Genomic DNA, 26,264 nt, shown 5'->3' on the forward strand with positions numbered 1-26,264 from the left:
CTATTGGCTGCTGGTTTACATTTTTACATTTGTTTATCTATATATCTCGGTATGTCAACATTGTAGATTAGTTCTTCTGTTCGATTTAATTGAAGATATGTGGCAACTACATCTTCGTTATAATGAACTTGCAAACGTGAGTGGTATTTATAGCATTTTTGTTGGTTATTTTTATTCGGATAACTACAGCGAGAATCGTTCGGATATTGATACGAATTGTAAGTATCATAATCATCTTGTTTTTCACTTATTAAGAAATAATCGCTTCCATATTTTTTACTATTCGAAAACGAACTTTCACTAGATTTTCCCCTGATAGCATGTAAAGTAATTCTATTCCCATAAATACCGCCATGGATTTTCATATTGGATCCTACACCGTATATTTCAAGTTCTTGATCTGAATAAAAATAACCATAAATTTCACTCGGATTATCATGATCAGACCATAATGAATTATTAGCTAATTTTATTTTTCCTTTTGAGAAAATAACTAACGTACCATTTGAATTTTCGCCATTATCATTTTTGTAAGTAAGGCTGTTTATTTTCGAATATTGAATATCAACTCCTGATTGACCATTTACATAAATTAATGCATTAGCTGATAAGTCAGAATTTTCAATAATGAGGTTTCCATTCACAAAGATACTACCTTGCAGTTCAACTTTACCTGTAATCGTCAAATCACCATTTACATACAAAGTATCGTTTATATTGACTTTTGTAGAAGTTCTATCTCCGCCTGCAATTCTTATATTCGCATTCGTAGCGAGGCGATCAAACTCAAAATTACCGTTTAATTCAAAGGTTTTTGTATTATTTGGTACATAGTATCTTGTTTTTGTACAAAAGAATAATCCACACCAATCTAAATAAGTTTCTGTATAAACTAAGTATCTTTTACCTTTATAAGTACCACTTGATATGTTGTAACTATTTGAAATTGATTGTAAATCTGTTGTATTGGGTGAATTTCTTTCGTATTTATAAGCAGATTTTTTACTCTCTATATCCACTGGTTTTATTTCTGAATCGGTAGTTATAATCGAAGGAGCAGTATCAAATACGCTAGTATCAAATAAATCGCTTATTTTATCTTTTTCGATGTTACTTAATACGCTATTATTCAATAAGTGAATCCCATCGTAACGTTCTTTATTAGTTAGTTTGTCTACCACTTGATAAAATTTACTATTATTACCTACTACAATTTTTGGGCTACTACGTTTACTTGTTGATTTCATACTTGGCTTTAAGCTTTCAACCCAATAGTGACTAGAATTATTTATTATATGAGCTTTTTCGTAAGTGGTTAAGCTTCCGTTAAACCTTAGATCGCCAGTTATTTGTACCGCACCGTTTAAATGAATATTTCCTTGTGAAGTGAGTGCATATTTTAACTGTTCAGGAACTTTATCTGCTCCAATTTCTACAAATGTTGTTAATTGTTTTCTTTTCCCATTAACATTACCAATGCTTACTATTTCTAATTTTCTTTTTAATACATTTAATTCCCCGTCTTCATCATAAACTGGATGTACATCTTTAATACAAGCGATAGATTGATCGGAAGCCTTACTTGTTGTAACGACTAATCCGCTAATAAGATTCCCGTTAGAGTCGAATGTACATCGATATTTCGGATGATTTTTGTCATATTTTTCTAACTCATCAATAAAATCATCTTTTGATTTTCCGCTTTTTGTAAAATCGGCAAGGCTAGTATTGATATCATTTACAATATAATCTAAACCCTTTTCTGCTAAATTTAATGATTGAACACTTTCTTCGCGAGTAGTGTTTCTTACGGTCCCGTTCATTGATAATGTAACTAATGAAAAAGCTATTACTGAAAATAATATGATAATCGCAAAGGTAAGGAATAGGGTGTATCCTTGTGAATTGTTAATATATTTTTTTAACATACTAACCCTCCTCTTCTTCTTTTTTAAGATTATTGATTGATCGAACTTCAGTTTTAAAGGTTTTTTCAAAATTATTTTTGGTAGATTGTAAAGTCAACATGATAGTATATGTACGATTAAGATTGGTATCCTCAGTGTACCCAATTTCGCTTTTTTCCCATACAACTTCAACGATTGCATCATTGTATTGAAGTGTTGAACCATTTAAATAAATTTGCCCATTTTTAAATCCGGTAATAGTTGAAGAATCATCAATTTTTTCAAGATAATAATTATTGTGACTAGGATCTTCTATAAATTTAAATTCAGAATTTTTTGAGGTATATATTTCTTTTATTAGACTCGACATAATAAAATCCGCTGCGTCTCTTATAGCAATTTCGGAGGTTACCTTTTCTTGTGTTTTAAAAGAATTGATTAAAAGGGTAGTAGAAAAAAGAAGTACAAAGCTGGAAATAATGATTGCTGCAAGTAGCTCAACTAAAGTGAGACCTCTTTGATTATTCATATATTACGTACCCCTCTACAGTACTTTTTTTACCGTTATATTCGACAGTAACAATAACGTTAATTAATTTGTTGTTTTTTTCATTGTTATTTTGTGTTGCAATAATTTCGAGGTCGTAAGTATCGCCGCCCGAATATATTTCTTTTGTTTTTCGAATAGTTTGATTATAATTTACCGAATGATCTACTGGGGGTAAATTACCGGTTTCAAAAGGAGATAACTTTATTCTTTCAAGTTCTGCTTCAGCTAAATTGATAGCAATTAACTTGTCATTATTGTAATTAGCAGTATTAAACGAAGAAATGAATAATGAATAAAAGCTAAGTAAAGCGATTGTAATTAAAACAATTGATGCGACAGCTTCAACTAACGAAAAACCTTGATTATTCTTAATCATATTAAAAATTTTTAAATACAATTTCTTCACCTACCTGTCATAACAACAAAAAATGTCTTTGATGAATAGAGATTGATCAATGAAAAACGAATGCATAAAGTATGGATTTGAGTAGCAGTGATTATTATTTATTGAATGAATGATCCCAAATATTGAAGAAATCTTTTTCATTGTATTTTATGAGTAAACTTTCAGATTTGATGAAATAGTAGTAATAAAGACATATTTTAAATAGAATAGATTTAAGATTAATTATTAATATAATACAAATGTAATAGGTGGTTGAAAATAGGTATAAAGTGCATAAAAATGCTATGAACTCCCATTAATGACTTAGGAATTAGTAATAATTTCTTTTGGAGTGTAGGTCGTTCCACTTCTTTTTTTTACATTTTTAATATCCAGTTTGTTTGCAACAATAAATGTCATTGTGTGTAATAAAACAATATATTTTCTCGTTAAGGGATGAGTAGTAAAATTTTCTTATTCAATATCATTATATGTGAAGGATAAATGAAGAAAATTACATTTCTATTGAAATATTGACAATAAAGTGATTTTTTCTGCTCACTCATTAGAGATCCTTAAAATGTTTATATTAATATTGAATCAATCCAATAAAAAAGGGGGCGTCTGAAAAGTCATTTCAAGACGCCCCCTTTGCGGCTGTCGCACAAGCTTTCGCCGCAGATAAATTGCGGCTGTCGCACATGCTTAGCCGTATATAAATTGCGGCTGTCGCACATGCTTTCGCCGCAGATAAATTGCGACGAGGAGGCGTGTTTGATGTGACCACTGCAGGAACAAAGTTTTTAAGAGAAGATTACTATAAGAAGTAAGGCTGTTCAGAAAGTGTTCGACTTTCTGGACAGCCCCCTTTTTTTTTATTCCTTTCCTTCCGCTTCCCATTTCAAAACATTTTCTTTTTCAACAATAAGTGCTCCGTTTTCTTTATCAAAAACTGAAACATAAACTCTTGTAAGATTTTCATATTCAGCATGTGGTTTCATTTTTAAAATAACGTAAAATTCATCATCTTCTTTATATTCTTTTTCAAAGGTGAAGATGGCATATTCGCCTTCCTTTGGTTCGCGATAGCCAATCGATTGGATTGCTTCGAAACGCTTTTCAAATGGATATTGTTCCGCAACCGCATAGGCTTTATTAAGTTCCGCTTCTGCCACTCTTGTAGCCTCAGCTACCACTTCTTCAGAAAATTCGATATTTTGATCTTTAATTGTAAAATAAATCATTGCACCGCCTGAAATAAGGAAAAGTACACAAATCGTGATTGCTGTAACAACTAGCGATTTACCGCCTCTTTGGTTGAATAGATATTTCACTATAAGCACCTACTTATCATGTAGAATGAATTCTAATTTCAATGTAATGAAAAACGTTGAAAATTGCTATAGAAGATAGAGAATTGTGCTTTCATTGTCACAATCTATTGATGCTTTGATTTATCTTGCTTACAAAACATTATGGAATCGTAACATATTGTTTTTGTAACAAAAATGAACCATTTTTTACAAATCTTATATACATATAACAAAGGCGATCAAAAATATAATAATAGTAGAAGGGAACTATTATTTCTCAGGAATGGATATATATTATAAAATAAAAAATTTCCAGTAAAATGGATGATTTTTAGTCTATAAATTTATTGTACAAAAAATTTTAAAGATAATAGGTATAAAGAATCATGCTAAAAATTGTAAATTAATGTATCCTATTTTATATGAATTTGATTGGGGTATTTTTTACTAGGAGATATAGTAAATTATGATTAATATTGGCACAAAAAGTGCTGTGTAATGAGGTGGATACGTTGAAATATTTACAATCTCACAAAGCATTCACCTTCATCCTAGTGATTGTTGCAATGATTTGTATATTGATTCCGATGCAAACTTCATTAAAAGCTTTTGCGGACGGAAAACAAACAAACGGTTCTACGATTGGAGGAGTTAGCGTTTCTGGTCTAAAAGATGATGAAATAAAAGAAGTACTAGAAAGTGCAATTGTTGAATGGAAATCAGAACCAATTATCATACAGGGTGGCGGTGCGGAACTTTCAATTGATCCGCAAGAAATACAATTTGATATAGAACGGTCGATACAAAATTATCGAGATTTAACAGACAAGCCTTTTTTTCTATTTTGGACATCTGAAAAGGTCGTTCATATACCAATTCACATTTCAGATAGTGAAGTTGTAAAAAATCGAATTTCAAACATTTCCGTTTGGGATACAGAAGAAACATACAATCAAGTTGTTATGCAAGCTTCTTATTTAAAATCCCATGAAGTTGAGGCAACAGTCACAGATACGACGCAACTTGAAAATGAAAGAATCGCATTATCTATTGAACAAATTCCAACTGAGGCAAGAGGCGTACAAGTATTAGCGGAATCGTTGAACGATTACATATTAAAACCAAACGAACCATTCTCTCTATTAACCTATTTCGAGAATCTAACAGATGCGGCAAATATGGAAGGATTCAATTTCTTTGGCTCGCTGATTTACAATACCGTATTACAAGGGGAAGTTGATATTTTAGAGAGACATTCTCAAAAAGAAATTCCTACTTATTTGCAACCAGGAATGGACGTATATGTAGATGCATTTTTCGAAAAAGATTTGCAATTTGTCAATGTTTCTGAACATCCTTATCTATTTAAATCAACAGTCGAAGGTGACCAATTAAAAGTAGCGTTACATTCTACAGTAAAAGATGCAACTATTCACATTTCTGTTCATCAACAGACTATTAATCCTCGAATCATTAACCGCTATTCTAATGATTTACCAATGGGAACAACAAAGCTCATTCAAGAAGGAAAACAAGGGCTTCGAGTAACGGTTACGAGAACAATTTCGAAAAATGGGGACGAAAGAATACAAGAGATTAGTAGAGATTATTATCCTCCAAAAAATCGAATTGTTTTGAATTCAGCAAGACAACCAGTTTCTGAAGGCAGCGGCGTGATGGAAGAACAAGGTAATCAAGCAGGCTTTAATCTTGTGGAGAATGTGGATTTAGATGGTGATGGATTACCGGATTATGACGACCGTTACGAAGTCAAAAATCATCATTTCGAGGATGGGTTGCCTCCTGGAAGTTACTATGATAAAGGCGGAAATTTAGTAACTCCATAGAAAGGAGAGGGCAAAATGATTACGAAAAATCGGAAGCGATTAGGGGATCTGCTCGTTGAAGCAGGGGTTATATCAACTGAGCAACTTGAATACGCACTAAAAAATAAATCGAGCAACGAAAAATTAGGGGATTTCTTAATCCGAGAAAACTTTTTAACAGAGCAACAATTAATTGAAGTGCTTGAGTTTCAATTAGGTGTTCCGCATATAAACTTAAGCCAATATCGAATCGATCCAGAAGTACTTCAGTTAGTGCCTGCAGAGTTGGCAAAACGAGCACAAATTATGCCCATTCGCAGAGATAAAAATCGATTGTTTATCGCAATGGCAGACCCGATGGATTATTTTGCTATAGAAGAGGTTCGAATGGCAACTGGATGTCACATCGAGACGGGGATAGCTGCGAAAGATGATTTATACAGAACCATTGCGAAATATTATGATTTACAAGAATCGATGGATGCGGCGATGGCTGATTTAAATATCACCGCTCAAGAAACAGTAGATCAGCAAATCACCGATGACGATTCACCGATTGTTCGATTAGTAAACCAATTAATTTCCAATGCGGTATTGCAAAAGGCAAGTGATATTCACTTTGACCCGCAAGAAACGGAATTTCGGGTAAGGTACCGGATAGATGGTGTGCTCAGAACGGAGCGTTCCCTTCCAAAACATATGCAAAACATGGTGACAGCCCGCATTAAAATTATGGGGAATTTAAATATTACTGAGAATCGTATACCACAAGACGGCCGCATTAAAATGACCGTTAATTTCCGGCCGGTGGATATTCGCTTATCGACATTGCCGACGATTTACGGTGAAAAAATCGTTATGCGTATTCTCGATTTGAGCAATGCGGCTACAAGTATCGATAAATTAGGATTTAGTAAACAAAACGAACAATTATTCCGTAACATGATTTCAAGACCAAATGGCATCGTGTTAATCACCGGTCCAACCGGTTCAGGTAAATCGACGACATTGTATGCCGCTTTATCTGAACTGAACCAAGAAGGGGTAAACATTATTACCGTTGAAGATCCAGTGGAATATCGACTCGAGGGAATCAATCAAATTCAAGTAAAAGAAGAGGTTGGATTAACATTTGCGGCAGGGTTGCGATCCATCCTCCGTCAAGACCCAGATATTGTAATGATTGGGGAAATAAGGGATACCGAAACAGCAGAAATTGCAACTCGAGCGTCCCTTACTGGTCACTTAGTTTTAAGCACCCTTCATACTAATAGTGCCGTTGAATCGATTTCTCGACTTGAGGACATGGGAATAGAACCGTTTTTAATCGCTTCTTCTGTCGTAGGAGTTATTGCACAACGATTAGTAAGAAGGGTATGTCGCGACTGCGCAGAAACAGTATCTGCAACCCTTCGAGAAAAGGAAATCTTTTCTAGGGAAGGATTGCAAATTGATAAGGTGCTTCGAGGTCGAGGATGTCCCGCATGTAACCACACGGGATATAAAGGCCGAATTGCAATTCATGAAATCTTACCAATTAATCGTACGGTGAGAGATTACATTTTACAACGAAAAGGAATTCCAACCATCATGGACTACATGAAGCGGGAAGGCTATCGAACTTTACTTGGAGACGGATTTTTAAAGGTATTAAATGGCTTGACAACGACAGAAGAAGTACTACGCGTAGCAACGGTTGAATAGAAAGGGATATGCGATGGGATATTCAATCCAAGATTTACTACAAAAAACTTATGAATACAATGCTTCAGATTTACACATTACGGTTGGAACTCCACCAGTGTACCGAATTCACGGTCAATTAGAAAGGTTTGGAGATTCCGAGTTGACTGCTGAAGAGATTATTGACATGGTGAACGCTATTATTCCGGATAACAAATTAGAAGAATATCGTTCAAAAGGAGATGCAGATTTTAATTACGCTTTTAACGAAAATTTTCGATTCCGTGTCAATGCTTATCATCAACGAAATGCACCAGCATTAGCTTTTCGATTAATTCCAACGAAAATCCCGACCATTGAATCGCTCGGAATGCCGAAAGTGTTATATGATTTGGCGGATAAACCACAAGGACTTGTGCTCGTAACGGGGCCTACAGGTTCTGGTAAATCTTCTACGTTGGCAGCAATGATTCACCATATCAACGAAACGAAGGCAAAACACATCATTACGCTAGAAGACCCGATTGAATTTATTCATCAACATAATCAATCCATTGTCAATCAACGGGAAATTGGAATTGATGCAAAAGATTTTGCAACAGGACTAAGAGCTGCTCTTCGTCAAGACCCAGATGTCATTCTCGTTGGAGAAATGCGGGATTTAGAAACGATATCAACTGCAATTACTGCTGCAGAAACAGGGCATTTAGTGTTTGGTACACTTCATACATCCAGTGCACCGACAACGATTGATCGTATTATCGATGTGTTTCCACCACATCAGCAAAATCAAATTCGCAATCAACTTGCTAATGTGTTGCAAGGAATAATTTCCCAACGACTTTTCGTTCGAAAAGATAGAAGCGGCCGTGTAGCAGCAACCGAAATTCTTGTGGCTGTGCCGTCAGTGACAAATTTAATTCGCAACGAAAAGATTCACCAAATTCAAAATATCATGCAAACGAGCCGTGCACTAGGCATGCATACGTTGCAACATTCAATTCAAGAGTTGCTTTCAAGAGGCATCGTGTCGTTTGAGGAAGTGAAACCTTACATGAACGTTGGTGATTACCATTGACCATTTACAGGTATGTAGGAAGGACGAAAACAGGTCAAGTCATAAAAGGCAAAATCGATGCAACAAGTAAAAAAGCTGCGATTGCAAAACTTCGGGAGAAAGGCATCAACCCTCGGGAAGTCAATCAATCGTCGAGCATCCTTGACAAAGAGCTGAATTTCGGTGGGGGAAAAGTAAAAAACCAGGATTTCGTCATCTATTGCCGACAATTTGCTACGCTGATTCGCGCAGGTGTATCGATTGTTGATTCTACAAATATATTATCTCGCCAAACAAAGAGCAAGCCGTTAAAAAAAGCCTTGGAGATGGTGGAGGAGGATATTCGAACGGGGATTTCCTTCTCCGATGCGACAAAAAAACATTCGAAAGTGTTTCCCGAATTGTTTACTAACATGATCGCTTCCGCAGAAGTATCGGGGAATATGGATATTACTTTGGATAAATTGGCTACAACCTTCGAAAAGCAATACAACTTAAAGAAAAAGATTCAATCGACGATGACTTATCCGTTAATATTGCTTGTTTTAACTATTGCAGTAGCCATATTTATGATGGTCTTTATTGTTCCTTCATTTACTGAATCCTTTGAAAGCATGGGGGCAGAGTTGCCAACAGTTACCATCATCACCATCAAAATTAGCGATTGGTTACGAAATTTTTGGTGGGTAGTACTTGGTATTCTTGTAATCGCAATTGTGCTGTCTTATTTTCTTTATAAAAACAATAAAGTGTTTCACTATATGATGAATTATTTATTGTTGAAATTTCCAATATTTGGTCCACTATTGCAAAAATCTGTTATTGCACGGATGGTATCCACTTTGTCTTCATTGTTTAGTAGTGCAGTACCGATTTTGCAAAGTCTAACGATTGTAGAAAAAGTGGTCGGGAATCCGGTGATTTCACAAGTTGTAAGAGAAGCAAGAGATAGTCTTGAAAAAGGGAGTCCACTATCAGAACCTTTAGCGAAAAGTTGGTTATTTCCACCGCTTGTCACATCGATGATATCGATTGGAGAATCTACGGGTTCTCTCGATTATATGCTAGAAAAAGTTGCGGAATTTTATGAGGCAGAAGTGGAACGCAATGTGGATACGTTAAAGTCGTTAATTGAACCTATCATGATTCTATTTCTGGCAGTAATCGTAGGTGGAATCGTTGCAGCCATCTTCTTGCCGATGTTCAGCTTGTATGAACAAATGTAGGAAAATAGATTAATAGTTTCAGACTATTTTAAGGGGGTGAGGTTAACGGGTAAAAGTGTAGTCCGAACTAAGTCATAACGAGTTACATGCTAATCCTAAAGGAGGTTTTTATATGTTAAAATTATTGAAAAAACGTTTGAAAAATGAAAAAGGTTTAACGTTAGTCGAAGTGTTAGCAGTAGTTGTAATTTTAGCAATTGTTGCAGCAATTGCAATACCGGCTATCGGGAATATTATTAACAATAGTGAGATTAAATCCGCAAAAGCTGATGTTGCGAATGTATTATCAGCAGCTAATATTTATTTTGCTGATAAAGGAGAAACTAACGGTAAAACTGTAGGATATACTCAGTTAAAAGATTATGTTGATACGTGGGGAGTATTAGATGAAGTAAAGGAATCAGTTCAAGTAACTAAAGGTTCACCAAATTCATTATCTCTTTCAGATAACAAGACAATAACAGTTGCAGGCAAAACAGTAAAAATTTCAGGGGCAACAGTAGATAATTTAAAAATTGATAGCCCTGACCCTACTGATTCTTTTAGTTTTACAAAATAATTAAATAATTAATTCCCTATCAGACAACTAACCCATACTTGGTTAGTTGTCTCATTAGGCAATTAAATTTTAAATATCAGAAAAAATTTTACTAACTTACTTAAAAGGAGGCCTGCGTATGTTTAGTCGAAAGAAAAAATCTCATGTATCCATTGAAATCAATGATTACGTACTTCGCTCCCTTGTAATGAAGGGATCAGATCTATCGCAGGCGAAAGTAGTGGAGTTTGCCATTCCAGAAGGGGTAATTGAAGAATCTGACGTAAAAGATGAGTTGACTCTGTATGAACTCTTAAAAAAATACGCTCCCAAATGGGGTGGGAAAAACCAACATGTTCGTTTTCTCGTTCCGGATTCTTTCATTCTATTAAAATCTTTTGAACATCCGAATGATATTGAAGCAACTAAATTAAGAGAATACGCGGAAATGGAAATAGGTTACTCCATTCATCTTCCATTTGAAGAGCCCCTTATTGATGTGTTTGACCCGGAAGAAGGGGACGGCAAGGCGATGCTGTTTGCCGCAAGCTCTGAACAAGTGAATAAATACATACATTTATTTTTAGATATTTCGATGCATCCGGAAGCGGCGGATGTTCGGGCCCTTTGCAATTTGCGACTGCTCGAATCGCTGAACCTTTTGGATGACGAGAAAACATACTTACTGACCAATTGGCTGATTAATGAATTGTCCATTACCATTTATTCCAAAGGAAATGTGGAGTTCCAACGCTTCCAACCGATTGAAACGGATTTGAACGGTTGGAAAGCGGAACAAACGGACGAGCACCATCTCGATTTTTCGTACATTGGCGAATTTGAAGATTATCGCATGCTCATTTCAGACCAGGTGTTAGAGCTCGATCGCATCATGAATTTCTTCCGTTTCTCTTTAAATAAAGGAGAAAAGGGAGTCGATGAAATCATCGTCATGGGGGATAACCCCTATCTTGATGAAATTCATTCTTTTCTGCAACAAAGTTTTGATTTACCTATGCAATTAATTAATGATTCGTTTATTCAACAATATTATCCCGAATTGAAGGCAAAACATGCATCGTTAATGGGACTGGCCTTAAAGGAGGTTAAATCATGATCCCAGATATTAACCTGTTGCCGAGAGTCGATAAAAGGCAGTCCGCATCGAAAAATCTCTATATTCTCTTAACAATTGTTGTTTTACTTCTCGTTGCTTTTTTTGTGTTCCAATATTTTAAAATTCGAGGCGAAATTGCACATTTGCGAAGCGAAGAACAACAAGTGATTGCAGAGCGGAATCAATTGCAAGAAGAACTCGACAGCATGACCGTTAACACAGGTTCGTTAAAGCAATCCATTGAATTTGTTGAGACAATTTCGTATCCAGTTTCACCCATAATCGATGAAACGATTCGTTTGCAGACGGGACATTCTTATTTAAGGGAATATACATTTGACGCAAAGACAGCAGAGGTAACAATGGACTTTGAAACATTAAGCGACATAGCGAACTATTTGTCTCGACTAACAGGAAGCGCTTACTTCAAAGATGTGCAAGTGACTTCCATAGAACATTTTGATCCTAGTGATCTCGAGGAAGAGGATGACGCAACAAACTTCAACGAAATTCCTCGATATGAAGTAGTATTTACGCTCTTTATCGATCAACAATATTTAGCTGCTGGAGGTGTTGACAGATGAAATTAACAAGTGGCAAAAATTCATCCACCTTGTTGATTATTGCCCTCGTAGCAGCACTGTTATTTGCTGTATATTATTACGTTATTTTACCGAAAAAAGAGGAAGTCGCCTCACTCGAAACGTCCATTGCTTCGACTCGCTCTGAAATGACCACAATTCAACAACAAATTGAGGAGATTAATGCTAGTAAAAGCATTGACGAAACAACGCTTTTTGAAATGCGTCAGAAAGTTCCTGCTACAAGAAATTTAGATGATCTCATATTAAATATAGAAGAAACTCAATATGTATCGGGCACAAAAATTTTATCGGTTGATTTTAACAACTACGATACGCTTGTTTCTAATTCCGAGTTGGAAGACCCTAACGCTCCAACAGAAGACAGTGAAAATGTAGATGACTCTGGGGAAGAAACGTCTTCAAACGAAAGACCTGTTTCGACAATTGCAAAAGAATCTTTACCTCCAGAGTTAAAATTAATTACATTTGAAGTCAATGTGGAATCCCCAGATTTCCAGCATCTAGTCCATTTTATTAAAGAAATTGAAAAAATAGAACGTATTATGCATATTGATATTATCAATTTTTCTCTGCCTGGGGAAGAAAATGAATTCGCTGAGGATCCAGTGGATAGCATCGAAGCAACTGTTCAAGTGACAACCTTCTATTATGAAGGAGATGAATAGTCAATCGATTTTGTGAGGAGCGCTTTACATGGAAATTGTGTATGGAATTTTTTTCTTTCTATTTGGAATTGTGTTTGGGTCATTTTTTAACGTTGTAGGCCTAAGAATTCCTAAGAAAGAGTCAATCATTACTCCACCATCCCATTGTCCGAATTGTCAAAGGCGACTGACTGCGATTGATTTAGTTCCTGTATTTTCATACATATGGTTACGAGGAAAATGCCGGACGTGTGAAGCGAAGATTTCGCCGATTTATGTAGTTTCAGAGCTTGCAACAGGTTTACTGTTTACATTTAGTTATATACAGCTCGGATTGTCCATTGAATTGGCCATTGCGCTTTTCTTTATTTCATTATTAGTGATCATTGTCGTATCTGACCTAAAATATATGATTATTCCGGACAAAGTGCTTCTTTTCTTTTTACCATTGCTAATCTTAGGTCGCATTCTTTCGCCGATTGAACCGTGGTGGGATGCTTTTCTTGGTGCGGTGATAGGTTTTGGAATATTGCTTTTGATAGCGGTAATTTCAAAAGGAGGAATGGGTGGCGGCGACATTAAACTATTTTTCTTAATCGGTCTGGTTTTAGGGACTTTGAAAACCTTGCTAACTTTATTTTTAGCATCCGTCATCGGCATGATTGTCGGTATGATTGTGTTATCGGTGCGAAATCAAGGTCGCAAAACTCCTGTTCCATTTGGCCCGTCCATTGCATTGGCAGCGGTCATCGTGTATTTTTACGGCGATACAATCATCCGGTGGTATTGGTGGTTGTTTCATTAAAATTCATCAAGGAGAGTATCACCTATTTTGGGTGGTGCTTTTTTGTTTGGGTTAAAACAATAGTGTGTGAGGTTAGGTTTTGGAAGCTTGATAAGGTGGCAACTTGTGCGGATAGAGTACTTGCTTGTGCAGATAGAGTGTCTGCTTGTGTAGATAAAGTTGAAACATGTGCGAATAGAGTGTCTGCTTGTGTAGATAAGGTGGCAACTCGTGCGGATAAAGTACTTGCTTGTGCAGATAGAGTGTTCGCTCGTGTAGATAAAGTTGAAACATGTGCGAATAGGGTGTCTGCTTGTGTAGATAAGGAACCAACTTGTGCAGATAGAGTACCCGCTCGTGTAGATAAAGTTGAAACATGTGCGGATAGGTATCCGCTTGTGTAGATAGGGTACCAACATGTGCAGATAGAGTGTCTGCTTGTGTAGATAAAGTTGAAACATGTGCGAATAGAGTGTCCGCTTGTGTAGATAAGGAACCAACTTGTGCATATAGAGTACCCGCTTGTGTAGATAAAGTTGAAACATGTGCGAATAGGGTGTCTGCTTGTGTAGATAGGGTGGCAACTTGTGCGAATAGAGTGTCCGCTTGTGTAGATAAGGTGGCAACTCGTGCGGATAGGGTGTCTGCTTGTGTAGATAGGGTACCAACTTGTGCAGATAGAATGTCCGCTTGTGTAGATAAGGTGGCAACTCGTGCGGATAGGTATCCGCTTGTGTAGATAGGGTACCAACATGTGCAGATAGAGTGTCTGCTTGTGTAGATAAAGTTGAAACATGTGCGAATAGAGTGTCTGCTTGTGTAGATAAGGTGGCAACTCGTGCGGATAGGGTGTCTGCTTGTGTAGATAAGGTGGCAACTCGTGCGGATAAAGTACTTGCTTGTGCAGATAGAGTGTCCGCTCGTGTAGATAAAGTTGAAACATGTGCGAATAGGTATCCGCTTGTGTTGATAGGGTACCAACATGTGCAGATAGAGTACCCGCTTGTGTAGATAGAACAGCCACTTGTGCGAATAGAGTACTTGCTTGTGTAGATAGAACAGCCACTTGTGCGAATAAAGTGCAAATAATACCAACATGTGTGTATAAAAGGGGTGTCCACTTGAGCAGATAAAAAAAACAACATGTTTAGAGTGCCCACTAGTGTAGATAGAGTATTCTTGTGCGAAAAGGGTGCCCACTTGCGCAGATATGAAGTATCAGGAGCAAATAATTCGTTTCGCTTGTGTAAAGATTCACAATTATGCAAAGAGTCTCCTATAAAATGAATACTCAAAAAATACCAAAATATTCCTATACAATTCAAATATAATAAAATATATTACATAATATAATGGCAAGGGGGATGACTATATGAAACCAATTATAGGTATAACAATGGATTGGGAGGGGGGAACATATCGGGTAAATGATTCATACGTGCAAGCCGTTCTCAATGCAGGTGGAATTCCAATTTGCCTTCCTTATATTTCAGAAGAAGATGGAGAACAATTGATAAATAAAATCGATGGATTATTGCTCACAGGAGGAGGAGATATCAATCCCATTTTTTTTGGTGAAGAACCGCTTCCAAAATTGGGGAGAGTTGTAACAAAGCGTGACGAAAGGGAAATTCAATGGACAAAGATTGCACTTCAACGAAATATCCCGATTCTTGCAATTTGCCGTGGATTGCAAGTGTTAAACGTAGCGCTAGGTGGGACAATTATCCAAGATATTTACTCACAAAATGAAAAAGAAATTCTTCTGCATACCCAAAATTCTCATCGTTCCGAAACATCCCATTTTGTTCATCTTCAAGATAAGTGTAAATTGCAGCAAGTTGTAAGCTCCACAAAAATAGCAGTGAATTCCTTCCATCATCAAGCTGTAAAAGAAATTGCAGAAGACCTGACAATTGTCGGAGTGGCTAGCGACGGTATCGTGGAAGCGGTAGAACATAAAACTTCACCATTTTGCATCGGTGTTCAATGGCATCCAGAAGAGCTGGCTTTTAATGGTGAGGAAGGAGCAATAAAATTATTCAAAGCATTTGTTGCTGCTTGTACAAAAGAATAATAATGAAGAAAACTCGCATTCAGATGAATAGTTTGCGAGTTTTTCTAGTAATTAATGAAATTTTCTATATAAACCAACTACAATTCCTAAAATCGTGACATTATCGACAATGATTGGTTCCATAGAAGAGTTTTCAGGTTGTAAGCGGAAATAATTCTTTTCTTTATAAAATCGTTTCACAGTCGCTTCATTTTCTTCCGTCATGGCAACTACAATTTCTCCGTTGTTTGCAGTAGATGCCTTTTTCACAACGACGTAATCTCCATCTAAAATACCGGCTTCAATCATCGAATCTCCCATTACTTCTAGCATGAACAGCTGATCTTCACTTGTTCCGTATGTAGCAGGTAGCGGAAAATATTCTTCTATATTTTCAATCGCTGTAATTGGACTACCAGCAGTTACTCTACCGACTAATGGCACATGGACAACTGGCTGTTTTTGAACCACTTCGTCACTATCCAATATTTCTATTGCTCGAGGTTTAGTAGGATCTCTCCGAATATATCCTTTTTGTTCTAGGCGCGTAAGGTGACCGTGTACTGTTGAGCTAGAGGCAAGCCCAACTGCTTCACCTATTTCGCGAACGGATGGAGGATACCCTTTTGCTCGAACTTCCTCTTTTATAAATTCTAAAATATCCTTTTGTCTTTTTGATAATTTCTCCATGTTGGTCACCTCTAATGTGAATAGTTTTACATATTTTACATATAGTATAACAGCACATCTCGAACAATGCAAACACAAGTTCGAAAAACCTATTGACAAAAACGTACGTTCGTATTATATTAAGAACAGATATTCCGAACAAACATTCGAGAAAAGGGGAACGGAAAATGAGTTGGTTAGAGAAGAATCATTATATTAAAATTCTATCTATTGTAACATTACTCATTATTGCTTATATTTTCATTACAGATGATGGAGATATGACGTTTGAACAAATTACAATTAAAGAAGGCGATACGCTTTGGACATTAGCAGAGCGCTATAAAGGATATATGACGACGGAGGAATGGATTCGAACAGTAGCGAAGGAAAACAACATCAACGTTGATTATATCATTGCAGGTGAGACATTAATGATTCCTATTCCGAAAGATGCAATCTATATTGCGATGAATGAAGAAGAAATTCAATCAATAAAGGTAGCTGTAAAAGACAATGAAAGAAAATAAAGCGGTTATATATGCAAGGGTAAGCACTGAAAAAAACGAGCAAGAAACTTCATTAGAACGACAAAAAGAGGAACTCTCAATCTATGCCCAACAATTAGGGTTTCAAGTAGTCAATATTTTCGAAGATCAACATAGCGGATATGATGTAAACCGAGAAGGGTTGCTCGAAATGATGGATTATATTGTGGAACACAATATTGGAAGTGTTTTCGTTCAAGATGAAACGCGTTTAGGCCGTGGACATGCCCGCGTTGCAGTATTGCATTTGCTAAAAAAAAGCGATATAGAAATATTTTCTCTTAATGATGCCGGTCCATTAACAATGAATGAAATGGATACGATGCTGTTAGAAATTTTAGCTATTGTTGAAGAATATCAGCGGAAAATACATAATGCCAAAATAAAACGAGGAATGCGTCGAGCAGTGGAAAACGGATATCGCCCTGAACGGAATTTTAAAAATAAACATAAACGTGAAGGGAGAGAACGGATTGATGTTCCGATTGAAGAAGTTGTCAATTTACGGGAAAAGGGGTTAACATTCCAAGAAATTGCTTCAATTTTGAGAGGTTTAGGATATGAGGTAAGTAAAGCAACTGTTCATCGCAGATATATGGAATATAAAGAAAGACTCGAAGATTAATCTACTTGCACTTCGAGTCTTTTTTGCATATCCTTTTATGTATTGAAAAGGAAAGGTGTGAATGGAATGTTGTCTAAAGAAAAAATTGCCCGCATCAATGAATTGACGAGAAAAGCGAAGGAGGGCAAATTAACAGAAGAAGAAGCGAAAGAGCGCACAATGTTAAGGAAAGAATATTTAGAGGCTTTCCGTGAGTCATTTAGAAAGACGATTGAAAATGTGCAAGTATATGATATCGAAGGTAACGATGTCACACCGGATAAAATAAAACAGCTTCGCCGCAATAAATTAAATTAACGAGTTATAAGTATATTGCTATCTAAAGTAAAAAATATGACATTCCTAAAAATTAGATTGTTTTCTCTGTAAATGTTGTCTAAACTGAATACGGAACAAATATTTAGCACGAGAAAGGATGTCAATCATATGACGACTACAGCGGATTTACTCGCAATTAACGCAATCCGAACTTTATCAATTGACGCCATTGAAAAAGCGAACTCTGGGCATCCAGGTCTTCCAATGGGTGCAGCTCCAATGGCATACACATTATGGACGAAACAAATGCGCCATAATCCAAAAAACCCAAAATGGTTTAACCGCGACCGCTTTATTCTTTCCGCAGGACACGGTTCCATGTTATTATACAGCCTTCTCCATTTAGGTGGATATGGCTTAGATATGGAAGAAATCAAAAATTTCCGCCAATGGGGTTCAAAAACGCCTGGGCATCCTGAGTACGGTCACACAGTAGGGGTTGAAGCAACAACTGGCCCACTTGGACAAGGTATTGCAATGGCTGTTGGTATGGCGATGGCTGAACGTCACTTAGCAGCTATATACAATAAACCTAGTCATGAAATAGTAGATCATTATACTTTTGCTCTTTGCGGTGATGGAGATTTAATGGAAGGCGTTGCTGGCGAAGCTATTTCATTAGCAGGACATTTACAACTTGAAAAATTAATCTTACTGTACGATTCAAATGATATTTCATTAGACGGCGATCTTTCAAAAGCCTTCTCTGAAAACATTCAAAAGCGTTTTGAAGCTTGTGGATGGAACTATATTCGTGTAGAAGATGGCACAGATGTGGATGCAATTAATGACGCCATTGCACAAGCAAAGCAGTCAAAAGGGAAACCAACATTAATTGAAATAAAAACAGTAATTGGTTATGGTTCACCAAATAAATCTGGAAAATCCGATGTTCACGGTGCACCACTTGGAGCTGACGAAGTTCAGTTAACGAAGGAATTCTATGGCTGGAAGCACGAGCCGTTTGAAATTCCGGAAGAAGTGTATGAAACATTCAAAGCAGCTGCTGAAGTAAACGGTGTACAGGCTGAGGCAGAATGGAACGAGAAATTTGAAAACTATAAAAAGGAATATCCAGAATTAGCAGAGCAATTTATGAAAGCTATGAATAATGAACTTCCAGAAGATTTTGATGAAGAGATTCCTGCATATGAGCCTGGAAAATCTATTGCGACTCGTTCATCTTCTGGCGATGTAATTAATGCATTAGCGAAAAAAGTGCCTTATTTCTTTGGAGGAAGTGCCGACCTTGCTGGTTCTAACAAAACAACAATTAAAGGTGGAGGCGATTTTTCAGCGCAAACACCTGAAGGTCGCAATATTTGGTTTGGCGTGCGCGAGTTTGCGATGGGTGCAGCTTTAAACGGTATGGCGCTACATGGTGGTTTAAGAGTATTTGGTGGTACATTCTTCGTCTTCTCTGATTATATTCGACCAGCAGTTCGCTTATCTGCATTGATGGGACTACCAGTTACTTATGTGTTCACGCACGACTCAATCGCTGTAGGAGAAGATGGGCCAACACATGAGCCAATTGAACATTTAGCATCTTTCCGTGCTATGCCAAATGTTTCTGTAATTCGCCCTGCTGATGCAAATGAATCAAAAGAAGCATGGAGACTTGCCATTCAATCAACAAATCAACCAACAATTTTAGTGCTTTCACGCCAAAACTTGCCTGTGCTTGAAAATACAGCAGCTCTAGCTAAAGAAGGTGTTGCAAAAGGTGCATATGTCGTATCACCAGCGACAAAAGATACACCCGATGCTATTCTAATCGCTACAGGTTCTGAAGTAGCATTAGCGGTGAAAGCCCAAGAGAAATTACGTGAAGATGGTATCGATGTATCGGTTGTATCGATGCCGTCTGTTGATCGATTTGAACAGCAATCTGATGAATATAAAGAATCTGTGTTGCCAAAAGCGGTGACAAAACGATTGGCTATTGAAATGGGTTCTTCTTTAGGCTGGCATAAATATGTTGGCACTGAAGGAGATGTACTTGCGATTGATAAGTTCGGTGCAAGTGCCCCAGGAGAAGTGGTAATGGAAAAATACGGATTTACTGTCGACAATGTAGTGGCAAAAGTAAAAGCATTATAATGGTGAAAGAAGGATATCTTCTATATAGAGGGTATCCTCTTTTTTTAGTGAAATAGAAGAATTTAAAGTAAATTTCCTTAGGCGAACCTTGAAAGGACATTTTGAGTTTATTTGAAAGAATCGTGGGAATTCGTTCGACTAGCGGGGGAGCATAGAAGAAGCAAGGATGCCCAGAAAGCATACAACTTTCTAAACACCCCGTAACGCGTTATTTCACCAGCCCATTTTGGAATGCATATACCACTGCTTGGGTTCTGTCTTGAACTTCCAATTTCGATAAGATATTGCTCACGTGCGTTTTTACGGTTTTCAAAGCGATAAATAATTCATCTGCAATTTCTTGATTTGATTTACCTTGGGCTATAAGTAATAATACTTCCATTTCCCGATCAGTTAATTGTTCATGAAGGGGATGGCTATTTGTATTTCGCATCCGGTTAATCATCTTTGAAGTGACTTCAGGCTCCAAAACGGATTCGCCACTAACGGTTTTTCGAATCGCTTCTGCAATTTGTTTGGCATTGGAAGTTTTTAAAATGTAGCTGATAGCGCCAGCTTCTAGTGCAGGGTAAACTTTATCATCATCAAGAAAACTTGTCACCATCATAACTTTTGCTTCCGGCCATGCTTTTAAAATTACTTTCGTCGCTTCAGCACCGTTCATAACTGGCATCACATTATCCATCAAGATAATATCAATGTCAGGCTTAAGCTGGAGAATTTTTTCCACTGCCTCTTGACCATTACTTGCTTCTCCGACAACGGTCATATCTGATTGGGCTGATAGGTATGCAGAGACACCGATGCGAACCATCTCATGATCATCGGCAATGAATACTTTAATCATCTGATTCACCTCCCGAATTTTTCTGTTCCATCAAATGCTTTTCCCGTATTTCATCAAGTGAAATCTTTTCTTCCATCTCATCTTGTGCTTTCAATGGTACTTTTACTTCAACAATGGTTCCTTCGCCAGGCACCGAAACTATTTTATATTTTCCTCCAATTTCCACAGCACGCTCCGCGATGTTTCGTAATCCATAAGAAGTCGTATTGGATTCTTTATTCATATCAAATCCGCGGCCATTGTCTTGAATTCTTAATATTGCCAGTTGATCTCTTTCGATCAGTAGCAGTTCCACTTCCGTTGCTTTTGCATGGCGCAACGTATTCGATAACGCTTCTTGAGCGATGCGGAATAAATGGTCTTCCTCAGCTTTTGAAAGCTGAATCTCTTCAATTTCATATTCAATTTCAACGTTGACTTTTTGCTTTAATTCGTTAATTAATTCTTTTAACCCTTGAGCAAGGGTATTGTTTTTTAATGCGATTGGTCGGAGATGTAATAACAATGCACGCATTTCTAATTGGGCTTGCTGCACCATTTTTTCAATTTGTATTAGCGTATGTTTTGCATTATCCGGTGGAGTCTCCGTTTCTGTTATGGAAGATAACAACATCGACGCAGCAAACAATTGTTGAGAAACGGAATCATGAAGTTCCCTTGCAAGTCTTTGTCTTTCTGCGATAATACGTTCCTGAATGATTTTGTCACTTGCTTCTGCTTTTTCATTGGATAAACGTTGCAGACTTTTTCGTTGCGTTTCGATTAATTCATTCGTTTCAATTAAAGCTTTTCGGAGTGGATAGGAAACGTTTCGTTTAACAGTTAGCTCAGGCTCAGCCAATTGCTTTACATAATGTAATGTAGTGAATTCTTTTGATTTTTCTACAATCATCCACCATAAGCTTATGAAAAAGCTGATAATGAACGTACCAATTACAATAATTGCAAAAAGCGGCAGCTCGTTATAATAATTTTCCCATATAGGACTCCAAGTTGTTTCATTTGGTACACCATATAATAAATAGAAAAGTCCAAAAAACATACCTAAAATAATCAGTGAAATCGTAAAGGTGCGGAATATCAGTGAAATCATTTCCGAATCACCTCCACATCCCCAAGCCAAGTAGCCACATGAATAACTAGTTTTCGTTTTGCTTCATTCGGGTCACCATCTTCAAAAACAAGCCGTTCATTCCACAATCTTTTCGGTGAATAATGCAATAATTTTGCCTCACCAATTAGAGTAGAATATTGAATGCGGAAAGGAATTTCATAAGGTAAAATAATTTTTATTTTTCCTATCCCTTGGCGAATCGTTATGACAGAAGTACCTGTTGGTAAAATCGTTTCTGTCACATCAATCGTGTAATCGCCTAAAAAGTTTTGGATTTGGATATCTTGCCATTTATAATTTTCCATTGGAATGGATGAGGTGTGTAGAAAATCATTTTTCTGAACTGTCCCTAATTCAAAGTCTTTTGCTAATATGGTTACTTCTTTATGATGTTTTGTTAAATGTTTAAAGAGAATATAAATGATTACGCAGACGATAAAGAATCGCAAACTCCAAATGGTGATAATAGCTAAAAAGATAAAAAAAGCACCTAACCAAAAATACAGCTTTTTCTCTTTTACAAAACTTTTATAAAGAAGAAATGCACCAATAATTAGAAAGAAGGCACCACCGTTATTGAAAATGGTTAGCTCCGCAAAAACAATAAGCAACATCATAATAAAAATGGTTGTTAACTGCTTCGTCGTCAAACTTTTCAACGTGGTTCCTCCTTCATGTTGCACGATAAATGTTTAATAATAATAAAGAAGGGAGAAAATTCCCTTCTTAATTTCTTATCTTTTTCATTATAGCATGTTCGATTATTCCTTTAATGAGAGTATCGATGTTTCATCGTTATTTTTGGTTGATTGTTGTTCTAATAGGGCTAAGCGAGTTTCGAGTTGAGTATATTCGTAGTTTTTCTCAATTTTATTTGATAGTTGATCAATATAAGTTGATAGCTCATGGAAGTTCATATCTTCAGAATTTAATACACGATTCATCTTTACATTCGCTCGCACGACATTTTCTTTCCCCATTAATTGCAGTTGTCGAACTTTCATATCTTGAATCTTATGCTTCATCATTTCAAATTTTTGTTCTAATTGAATGACTTCCTCATTCGCTTGATTTAAGCTTTCTTGTAATGTCATTTGGCGGCTTTTGTAAGTTTCCACTTCTTGTGTCGCAAAGAGAATTAAATCTTCTTCACCGCTAGCTTTTGCTAACTCCAATTGATTTGTTCTTCTCTCCAGCATTTTGCCAGTTTCTTTTAAATTTTGTTCCAATTCTTCTTTTAATAATCTTTGTCTTTCTAATAGTTTCCCTGTTTGTTCTGTTTGTTTTTCAGCTTCGCGAATATATTGATTTAACATAGCAATTGGATTTTTCGCTTCTTTTTTGTCAAACAGTGCATGTAAATCTGCTTCTAATGTATAGCGGAAACGTTTTAATAAACTCATCATTTAAAATCTCTCCTTATTTTGTAATTTTTGACCATTCATTTTCAAAGTTTGTGAAAGGATCATCCTCTTCTTTGATAGGAAGTGTAATATCTTCATTTTTCCATTTTTTATATAGCGCATATAAGAGGACGATTGCTACAAGACCAACTAAAGCAGGGATATTGGATACAGCCATCAATAATCCAATTAAACCAATGAATATCCAAATCACCTTGCTAAAAACAGAATTACTTTTAACGTAATAGTGCATTCCTAGGAATACAAAAGCTAAGGCAAAAGCTAGCCCTAACAAAGGTCCTAATGTTCCAAGGATAATGAATACTAGAACCACTGCTGCAAGCAATAAGAGTAATTTTTTCATTTTCATTCTCCTTTCTCGTTTGTACCTTAATGTTACAATGCATCACTATTTCTCAAAATGACCTTGAATTGTATTTTCGACTAAGACTCAAGACCGAGATTTGGAATATAAAAATAGAAGAAAGATTTTATCGGAATTTGGCAAAAAAATATCGATAATTGGGACAAGGTTTGACAAAAAATTCAAAATCTTTCAATTATAATGAGATTAGGGAGGAGGACAGACAGATGAGAATATATTCAATATTCATCATAAAAAAACAATATCAATCATTCGTTTTTGGAAGGGAAAGAATGCTGCTAGAAATGGTTGCAAAAATAGATGATCAACAGGAGTCCTCTACAAGAAAACAATTAAGTTATCTATGCGAACCAATTGAAGGGGATGTAGAGGGAAAAATTTATCAGCATCTTCAAAAATCTTTTCCTGAAATGCATTGGATGGATGATTACTTAGGGTTTGAACATAAATTAAAAGGCCGAATTAAAATTAAAGTGTTCGAATATTATATTGAAGCCATTTGTGAAGGATCGCGAATGCTTGATTTAGATTTGTTCCAAAGTTTAAGCCAAATGAATGATTCTTTTCTTGCATTTAATAAAGAGGAACATGAATGTGGTTGGTTAAAGCCGGTGAAATATGCGTCGTATTAGAATGAAATGAAAAACCCTGTTGGCAACATGGGACAACAGGGTTTCAATGAGGAGTTAGGGGATTTTTTTAATTAAAAGGGGATTTAACTATAAGTTTAGTAGGAAAAATTATTCTGCAACTGCCAACAATTTTTTATGAGTTTCTTTTAATTGATTAGCAATTTCTTCAATTTTATTTAATGTTTCAATGCGTTCTTGTTTTTGTTGCTCGATTGCTTGTTGAAGTGTTATTTCGATTTGTTTTTGCGCATTTGTAAATAAATCAAGAAGTGCGTTGTTTGGTTTCCAAGCTAAATTTTGTGCTTTGTCTGTAATTTCTTGAACGCTTTCCAACCATTTTGAAATGTCATCGAATTGACCTTCTTTACCTAATTCTTTGAAGCTATTTTCAAGTCTTTCTTGCCATTCTCTTGAAGCTTTTCTCCCTTCTTCTTCAATGGCATTAATGGCATTTACGGAAGATTCAATAAATTCCTTTTGTACGTTAAATGTTTGTAGAGCTCTTTTTTCAAAGTCTTCTTGGACTTTTTCAATCGTCTTTAAGCTATTTACCCAGCTGTCCCATACTAAATCTACACCTTTTGCAAGTTGCTCTTTTGCCATTACTTGATTTCCTCCTTTAATGTAAGCAGACTTTATATTTATAATGAATGCATTTTCATGCATTACATCCAAAAATTTAAGATTGTGGTTGCTCTTCTGGTGCATTGGAACTTTGTGCTTTTGTTTTGCGAGTACGAGTGGATTTAGGTTTTGTCGTGGATGCTGTGGATTTTGCTTTCGTTGAAGTGGTTTTCGTAGATGTTTTTTCTTTGGTTGGTACGTCTGTTGCTTGAGGAGTTGCTGCGAATTGTTCTTCTAATCGTTTCGATGTCGTATTTGGTGTGAAAAATGGATTATATAAATTGAAAAATTGATTTAATAAACGTTGATATTCACTTAAAGAATTAGCCCACATATCTAAATATTTTTCGCCAGCTTCTGTAATGGAATAAATGCGTTTTGCTGGTCCTCCAGAACTTGTATCCCAAACAGAAGTTACTAAATTCTCTTTTTCAAGCTGTCTTAATAGGCGATAAAAATTTCCGTGATCCAATGATTCAATGCCAAACTTTGTAATTTTCTCCATCAGTTCATAACCATGAGTGTTAAATTCACGTAAATGTAACAACATGATGGGGATTAAAAAGTTTTTCGGCGCTCCAATACTTGGACTTTTCGGTTTCTTTTTTTCATCTTTCGATACCAATATTTTTACACCGCCCTCTGATATTTACTTATATATGTAATTTACACATAGATGTATTTGTTGTCAACTGTTTTTATTTGAAATTATTTATTTTATTACAAAAAATTCATAAATTTGTAAATTTTTCATAAGAATGAAATTTCTGCATAAATAATATATTGAAATATGTTATGAAAAAAATAAAAAGATTTGTAGAGGAGATGATCTTCGTTGACCCAATCAACCTTTGATGTTTTTTCTTTATGGAAAGAAATCTATAACAAAACAGAAAGTGCATGGCATGATGCCATTCAAGAAACACTAGAGAAAAAATCTTTTGCTGAAAGTTTAGGACAAATTCAAAGTCAATATGTTCAATTTCAAGAACTTGTCAATAAAATGACGGAAAGCTATTTAAAACAAACAAATATACCATCACGTGATGAAATTGCCAATGTGGCTTCCCTCATTATTGATGTTGATTCAAAAATTGATCAATTGGAAGATGAAATAGATGAGAAAGAAGAGCGCTTAGTAAAAGAAATGGATGCTCTGAAAAAATCCGTTTCTTCATTAGAAAAGAAACTCGATAAGGTCATTGAATTATTAAATAAGTCGATTGAATCAATATCAGACTCAAATGCTACTGTAGCGGCAACAGCAAACAAAACGGTTTCAAAATAATCTTTAGATAAAAATAT

30 protein-coding genes are annotated in these 26,264 nt (G+C 36.0%); 18 read left to right on the forward strand and 12 right to left on the reverse strand.

The window, feature by feature from the left end; all coding sequences use genetic code 11:
• Positions 1-23: 23 nt before the first annotated feature.
• The 4 genes from NST98_RS01230 to NST98_RS01245 all read right to left on the reverse strand — a co-directional run bounded on the left by NST98_RS01230 (position 24) and on the right by NST98_RS01245 (position 4,176).
• Positions 24-1,928 (reverse strand): hypothetical protein, encoded by a 1,905-nt coding sequence (locus tag NST98_RS01230; protein WP_340714180.1) that lies wholly within the window; start codon positions 1,926-1,928, stop codon positions 24-26.
• Position 1,929: 1 nt separating this feature from the next.
• A complete protein-coding gene (locus NST98_RS01235; protein WP_340714181.1) occupies positions 1,930-2,436 on the reverse strand; it encodes a PilW family protein in 507 nt (168 codons plus the stop codon).
• Positions 2,429-2,833: a type IV pilus modification PilV family protein gene (locus tag NST98_RS01240; protein WP_340714182.1), complete on the reverse strand. Its 405-nt coding sequence runs from the start codon at positions 2,831-2,833 to the stop codon at positions 2,429-2,431. Before NST98_RS01240 ends, NST98_RS01235 begins: the two co-directional genes overlap by 8 nt.
• 884 nt (positions 2,834-3,717) lie before the next feature.
• Positions 3,718-4,176 (reverse strand): hypothetical protein, encoded by a 459-nt coding sequence (locus NST98_RS01245; protein WP_340714183.1) that lies wholly within the window; start codon positions 4,174-4,176, stop codon positions 3,718-3,720.
• 491 nt (positions 4,177-4,667) lie between these two features.
• Here NST98_RS01245 and NST98_RS01250 point away from each other — a divergent pair, with 491 nt between their 5' ends.
• From NST98_RS01250 to NST98_RS01305, 12 genes are all read left to right on the forward strand, one after another.
• Entirely contained in the window at positions 4,668-6,002 is a 1,335-nt protein-coding gene (locus tag NST98_RS01250; protein WP_340714184.1) for a VanW family protein, read from the forward strand.
• A gap of 15 nt (positions 6,003-6,017) precedes the next feature.
• Positions 6,018-7,685 (forward strand): GspE/PulE family protein, encoded by a 1,668-nt coding sequence (locus NST98_RS01255; RefSeq protein WP_340714185.1) that lies wholly within the window; start codon positions 6,018-6,020, stop codon positions 7,683-7,685.
• 13 nt (positions 7,686-7,698) lie between these two features.
• The gene (locus NST98_RS01260; RefSeq protein WP_340715640.1) at positions 7,699-8,742 is read left to right on the forward strand and encodes a type IV pilus twitching motility protein PilT; all 1,044 of its coding nucleotides are present in this window, start codon (positions 7,699-7,701) and stop codon (positions 8,740-8,742) included.
• Positions 8,739-9,947, forward strand: coding sequence for a type II secretion system F family protein (locus NST98_RS01265; RefSeq protein ID WP_340714186.1), 1,209 nt, complete (start codon positions 8,739-8,741; stop codon positions 9,945-9,947). The genes NST98_RS01260 and NST98_RS01265 overlap by 4 nt, the downstream gene beginning before the upstream one ends.
• Positions 9,948-10,059: 112 nt before the next feature.
• Positions 10,060-10,506 (forward strand): prepilin-type N-terminal cleavage/methylation domain-containing protein, encoded by a 447-nt coding sequence (locus NST98_RS01270; protein ID WP_340714187.1) that lies wholly within the window; start codon positions 10,060-10,062, stop codon positions 10,504-10,506.
• Positions 10,507-10,624: 118 nt separating this feature from the next.
• On the forward strand, positions 10,625-11,602 hold the full coding sequence (gene pilM, locus NST98_RS01275) for a type IV pilus biogenesis protein PilM (protein WP_340714188.1): 978 nt from the start codon (positions 10,625-10,627) through the stop codon (positions 11,600-11,602).
• Entirely contained in the window at positions 11,599-12,186 is a 588-nt protein-coding gene (locus tag NST98_RS01280) for a hypothetical protein (RefSeq protein WP_340714189.1), read from the forward strand. Before pilM ends, NST98_RS01280 begins: the two co-directional genes overlap by 4 nt.
• Positions 12,183-12,872 carry a potassium transporter gene (locus NST98_RS01285; RefSeq protein WP_340714190.1) on the forward strand — a complete coding sequence of 230 codons (690 nt, stop codon included), beginning with the start codon at positions 12,183-12,185 and terminating at the stop codon, positions 12,870-12,872. Before NST98_RS01280 ends, NST98_RS01285 begins: the two co-directional genes overlap by 4 nt.
• 28 nt (positions 12,873-12,900) lie before the next feature.
• Positions 12,901-13,656 carry a prepilin peptidase gene (locus NST98_RS01290; RefSeq protein WP_340714191.1) on the forward strand — a complete coding sequence of 252 codons (756 nt, stop codon included), beginning with the start codon at positions 12,901-12,903 and terminating at the stop codon, positions 13,654-13,656.
• Between the two features lie 95 nt (positions 13,657-13,751).
• A complete protein-coding gene (locus NST98_RS01295; protein WP_340714192.1) occupies positions 13,752-14,039 on the forward strand; it encodes a hypothetical protein in 288 nt (95 codons plus the stop codon).
• A gap of 361 nt (positions 14,040-14,400) precedes the next feature.
• The gene (locus tag NST98_RS01300; RefSeq protein WP_340714193.1) at positions 14,401-14,646 is read left to right on the forward strand and encodes a hypothetical protein; all 246 of its coding nucleotides are present in this window, start codon (positions 14,401-14,403) and stop codon (positions 14,644-14,646) included.
• 361 nt (positions 14,647-15,007) lie between these two features.
• Positions 15,008-15,712, forward strand: a complete 705-nt coding sequence (locus NST98_RS01305; RefSeq protein WP_340714194.1) for a gamma-glutamyl-gamma-aminobutyrate hydrolase family protein — start codon at positions 15,008-15,010, stop codon at positions 15,710-15,712.
• Positions 15,713-15,763: 51 nt separating this feature from the next.
• On the opposite strand, the gene lexA is transcribed toward NST98_RS01305, so the two are convergent.
• The gene (lexA, locus tag NST98_RS01310) at positions 15,764-16,381 is read right to left on the reverse strand and encodes a transcriptional repressor LexA (RefSeq protein ID WP_016836870.1); all 618 of its coding nucleotides are present in this window, start codon (positions 16,379-16,381) and stop codon (positions 15,764-15,766) included.
• 167 nt (positions 16,382-16,548) lie between these two features.
• On the opposite strand from lexA, the gene yneA reads away from it, so the two are divergent.
• From yneA to tkt, 4 genes are all read left to right on the forward strand, one after another.
• The gene (gene yneA, locus NST98_RS01315) at positions 16,549-16,890 is read left to right on the forward strand and encodes a cell division suppressor protein YneA (protein WP_340714195.1); all 342 of its coding nucleotides are present in this window, start codon (positions 16,549-16,551) and stop codon (positions 16,888-16,890) included.
• Positions 16,877-17,533: a YneB family resolvase-like protein gene (locus NST98_RS01320; protein ID WP_340714196.1), complete on the forward strand. Its 657-nt coding sequence runs from the start codon at positions 16,877-16,879 to the stop codon at positions 17,531-17,533. The genes yneA and NST98_RS01320 overlap by 14 nt, the downstream gene beginning before the upstream one ends.
• Positions 17,534-17,599: 66 nt before the next feature.
• Complete coding sequence (locus tag NST98_RS01325) at positions 17,600-17,830, forward strand: DUF896 domain-containing protein (protein ID WP_016836873.1); 231 nt, start codon at positions 17,600-17,602, stop codon at positions 17,828-17,830.
• A 129-nt stretch (positions 17,831-17,959) separates the two neighbouring features.
• Positions 17,960-19,954, forward strand: coding sequence for a transketolase (gene tkt / locus NST98_RS01330; protein ID WP_340714197.1), 1,995 nt, complete (start codon positions 17,960-17,962; stop codon positions 19,952-19,954).
• A 208-nt stretch (positions 19,955-20,162) separates the two neighbouring features.
• Here tkt and NST98_RS01335 read toward each other — a convergent pair whose 3' ends face one another.
• From NST98_RS01335 to NST98_RS01355, 5 genes are all read right to left on the reverse strand, one after another.
• Positions 20,163-20,801, reverse strand: coding sequence for a response regulator transcription factor (locus NST98_RS01335; RefSeq protein ID WP_340704188.1), 639 nt, complete (start codon positions 20,799-20,801; stop codon positions 20,163-20,165).
• The gene (locus NST98_RS01340; protein ID WP_340714198.1) at positions 20,794-21,894 is read right to left on the reverse strand and encodes a sensor histidine kinase; all 1,101 of its coding nucleotides are present in this window, start codon (positions 21,892-21,894) and stop codon (positions 20,794-20,796) included. Before NST98_RS01340 ends, NST98_RS01335 begins: the two co-directional genes overlap by 8 nt.
• Positions 21,891-22,574, reverse strand: a complete 684-nt coding sequence (liaF, locus tag NST98_RS01345) for a cell wall-active antibiotics response protein LiaF (protein ID WP_340714199.1) — start codon at positions 22,572-22,574, stop codon at positions 21,891-21,893. The genes NST98_RS01340 and liaF overlap by 4 nt, the downstream gene beginning before the upstream one ends.
• Positions 22,575-22,676: 102 nt before the next feature.
• Positions 22,677-23,321, reverse strand: a complete 645-nt coding sequence (locus NST98_RS01350) for a PspA/IM30 family protein (protein ID WP_340714200.1) — start codon at positions 23,319-23,321, stop codon at positions 22,677-22,679.
• 13 nt (positions 23,322-23,334) lie between these two features.
• Complete coding sequence (locus NST98_RS01355) at positions 23,335-23,682, reverse strand: lmo0954 family membrane protein (protein WP_016836879.1); 348 nt, start codon at positions 23,680-23,682, stop codon at positions 23,335-23,337.
• Positions 23,683-23,909: 227 nt separating this feature from the next.
• On the opposite strand from NST98_RS01355, the gene sirA reads away from it, so the two are divergent.
• Complete coding sequence (gene sirA / locus NST98_RS01360; protein ID WP_340714201.1) at positions 23,910-24,335, forward strand: sporulation inhibitor of replication protein SirA; 426 nt, start codon at positions 23,910-23,912, stop codon at positions 24,333-24,335.
• 108 nt (positions 24,336-24,443) lie between these two features.
• Here sirA and NST98_RS01365 read toward each other — a convergent pair whose 3' ends face one another.
• Positions 24,444-24,938, reverse strand: coding sequence for a hypothetical protein (locus NST98_RS01365; RefSeq protein WP_016836881.1), 495 nt, complete (start codon positions 24,936-24,938; stop codon positions 24,444-24,446).
• 76 nt (positions 24,939-25,014) lie between these two features.
• Complete coding sequence (gene phaQ / locus NST98_RS01370; protein WP_339288779.1) at positions 25,015-25,584, reverse strand: poly-beta-hydroxybutyrate-responsive repressor; 570 nt, start codon at positions 25,582-25,584, stop codon at positions 25,015-25,017.
• Positions 25,585-25,794: 210 nt separating this feature from the next.
• Between phaQ and NST98_RS01375 the strand changes: the two genes are divergently transcribed.
• On the forward strand, positions 25,795-26,247 hold the full coding sequence (locus tag NST98_RS01375; protein WP_096550752.1) for a polyhydroxyalkanoate biosynthesis repressor PhaR: 453 nt from the start codon (positions 25,795-25,797) through the stop codon (positions 26,245-26,247).
• Positions 26,248-26,264 lie beyond the last annotated feature (17 nt).

Source organism: Ureibacillus sp. FSL W8-0352, assembly GCF_038004345.1.
Taxonomy (GTDB): Bacteria; Bacillota; Bacilli; order Bacillales_A; family Planococcaceae; genus Ureibacillus; species Ureibacillus thermosphaericus.

Coding starts and splice junctions, on each gene's coding strand:
- NST98_RS01290 (WP_340714191.1), top strand. CDS start 12,901: ATGGAAATTGTGTATGGAATTTTTTTCTTTCTATTTGGAATTGTGTTT.
- NST98_RS01340 (WP_340714198.1), bottom strand. CDS start 21,894: ATGATTTCACTGATATTCCGCACCTTTACGATTTCACTGATTATTTTA.
- NST98_RS01260 (WP_340715640.1), top strand. CDS start 7,699: ATGGGATATTCAATCCAAGATTTACTACAAAAAACTTATGAATACAAT.
- NST98_RS01305 (WP_340714194.1), top strand. CDS start 15,008: ATGAAACCAATTATAGGTATAACAATGGATTGGGAGGGGGGAACATAT.
- NST98_RS01235 (WP_340714181.1), bottom strand. CDS start 2,436: ATGAATAATCAAAGAGGTCTCACTTTAGTTGAGCTACTTGCAGCAATC.
- lexA (WP_016836870.1), bottom strand. CDS start 16,381: ATGGAGAAATTATCAAAAAGACAAAAGGATATTTTAGAATTTATAAAA.
- NST98_RS01355 (WP_016836879.1), bottom strand. CDS start 23,682: ATGAAAAAATTACTCTTATTGCTTGCAGCAGTGGTTCTAGTATTCATT.
- NST98_RS01335 (WP_340704188.1), bottom strand. CDS start 20,801: ATGATTAAAGTATTCATTGCCGATGATCATGAGATGGTTCGCATCGGT.
- NST98_RS01285 (WP_340714190.1), top strand. CDS start 12,183: ATGAAATTAACAAGTGGCAAAAATTCATCCACCTTGTTGATTATTGCC.
- NST98_RS01230 (WP_340714180.1), bottom strand. CDS start 1,928: ATGTTAAAAAAATATATTAACAATTCACAAGGATACACCCTATTCCTT.
- NST98_RS01255 (WP_340714185.1), top strand. CDS start 6,018: ATGATTACGAAAAATCGGAAGCGATTAGGGGATCTGCTCGTTGAAGCA.
- NST98_RS01365 (WP_016836881.1), bottom strand. CDS start 24,938: ATGGCAAAAGAGCAACTTGCAAAAGGTGTAGATTTAGTATGGGACAGC.
- NST98_RS01270 (WP_340714187.1), top strand. CDS start 10,060: ATGTTAAAATTATTGAAAAAACGTTTGAAAAATGAAAAAGGTTTAACG.
- NST98_RS01320 (WP_340714196.1), top strand. CDS start 16,877: ATGAAAGAAAATAAAGCGGTTATATATGCAAGGGTAAGCACTGAAAAA.
- pilM (WP_340714188.1), top strand. CDS start 10,625: ATGTTTAGTCGAAAGAAAAAATCTCATGTATCCATTGAAATCAATGAT.
- NST98_RS01325 (WP_016836873.1), top strand. CDS start 17,600: ATGTTGTCTAAAGAAAAAATTGCCCGCATCAATGAATTGACGAGAAAA.
- NST98_RS01350 (WP_340714200.1), bottom strand. CDS start 23,321: ATGATGAGTTTATTAAAACGTTTCCGCTATACATTAGAAGCAGATTTA.
- NST98_RS01280 (WP_340714189.1), top strand. CDS start 11,599: ATGATCCCAGATATTAACCTGTTGCCGAGAGTCGATAAAAGGCAGTCC.
- yneA (WP_340714195.1), top strand. CDS start 16,549: ATGAGTTGGTTAGAGAAGAATCATTATATTAAAATTCTATCTATTGTA.
- NST98_RS01240 (WP_340714182.1), bottom strand. CDS start 2,833: ATGATTAAGAATAATCAAGGTTTTTCGTTAGTTGAAGCTGTCGCATCA.
- tkt (WP_340714197.1), top strand. CDS start 17,960: ATGACGACTACAGCGGATTTACTCGCAATTAACGCAATCCGAACTTTA.
- sirA (WP_340714201.1), top strand. CDS start 23,910: ATGAGAATATATTCAATATTCATCATAAAAAAACAATATCAATCATTC.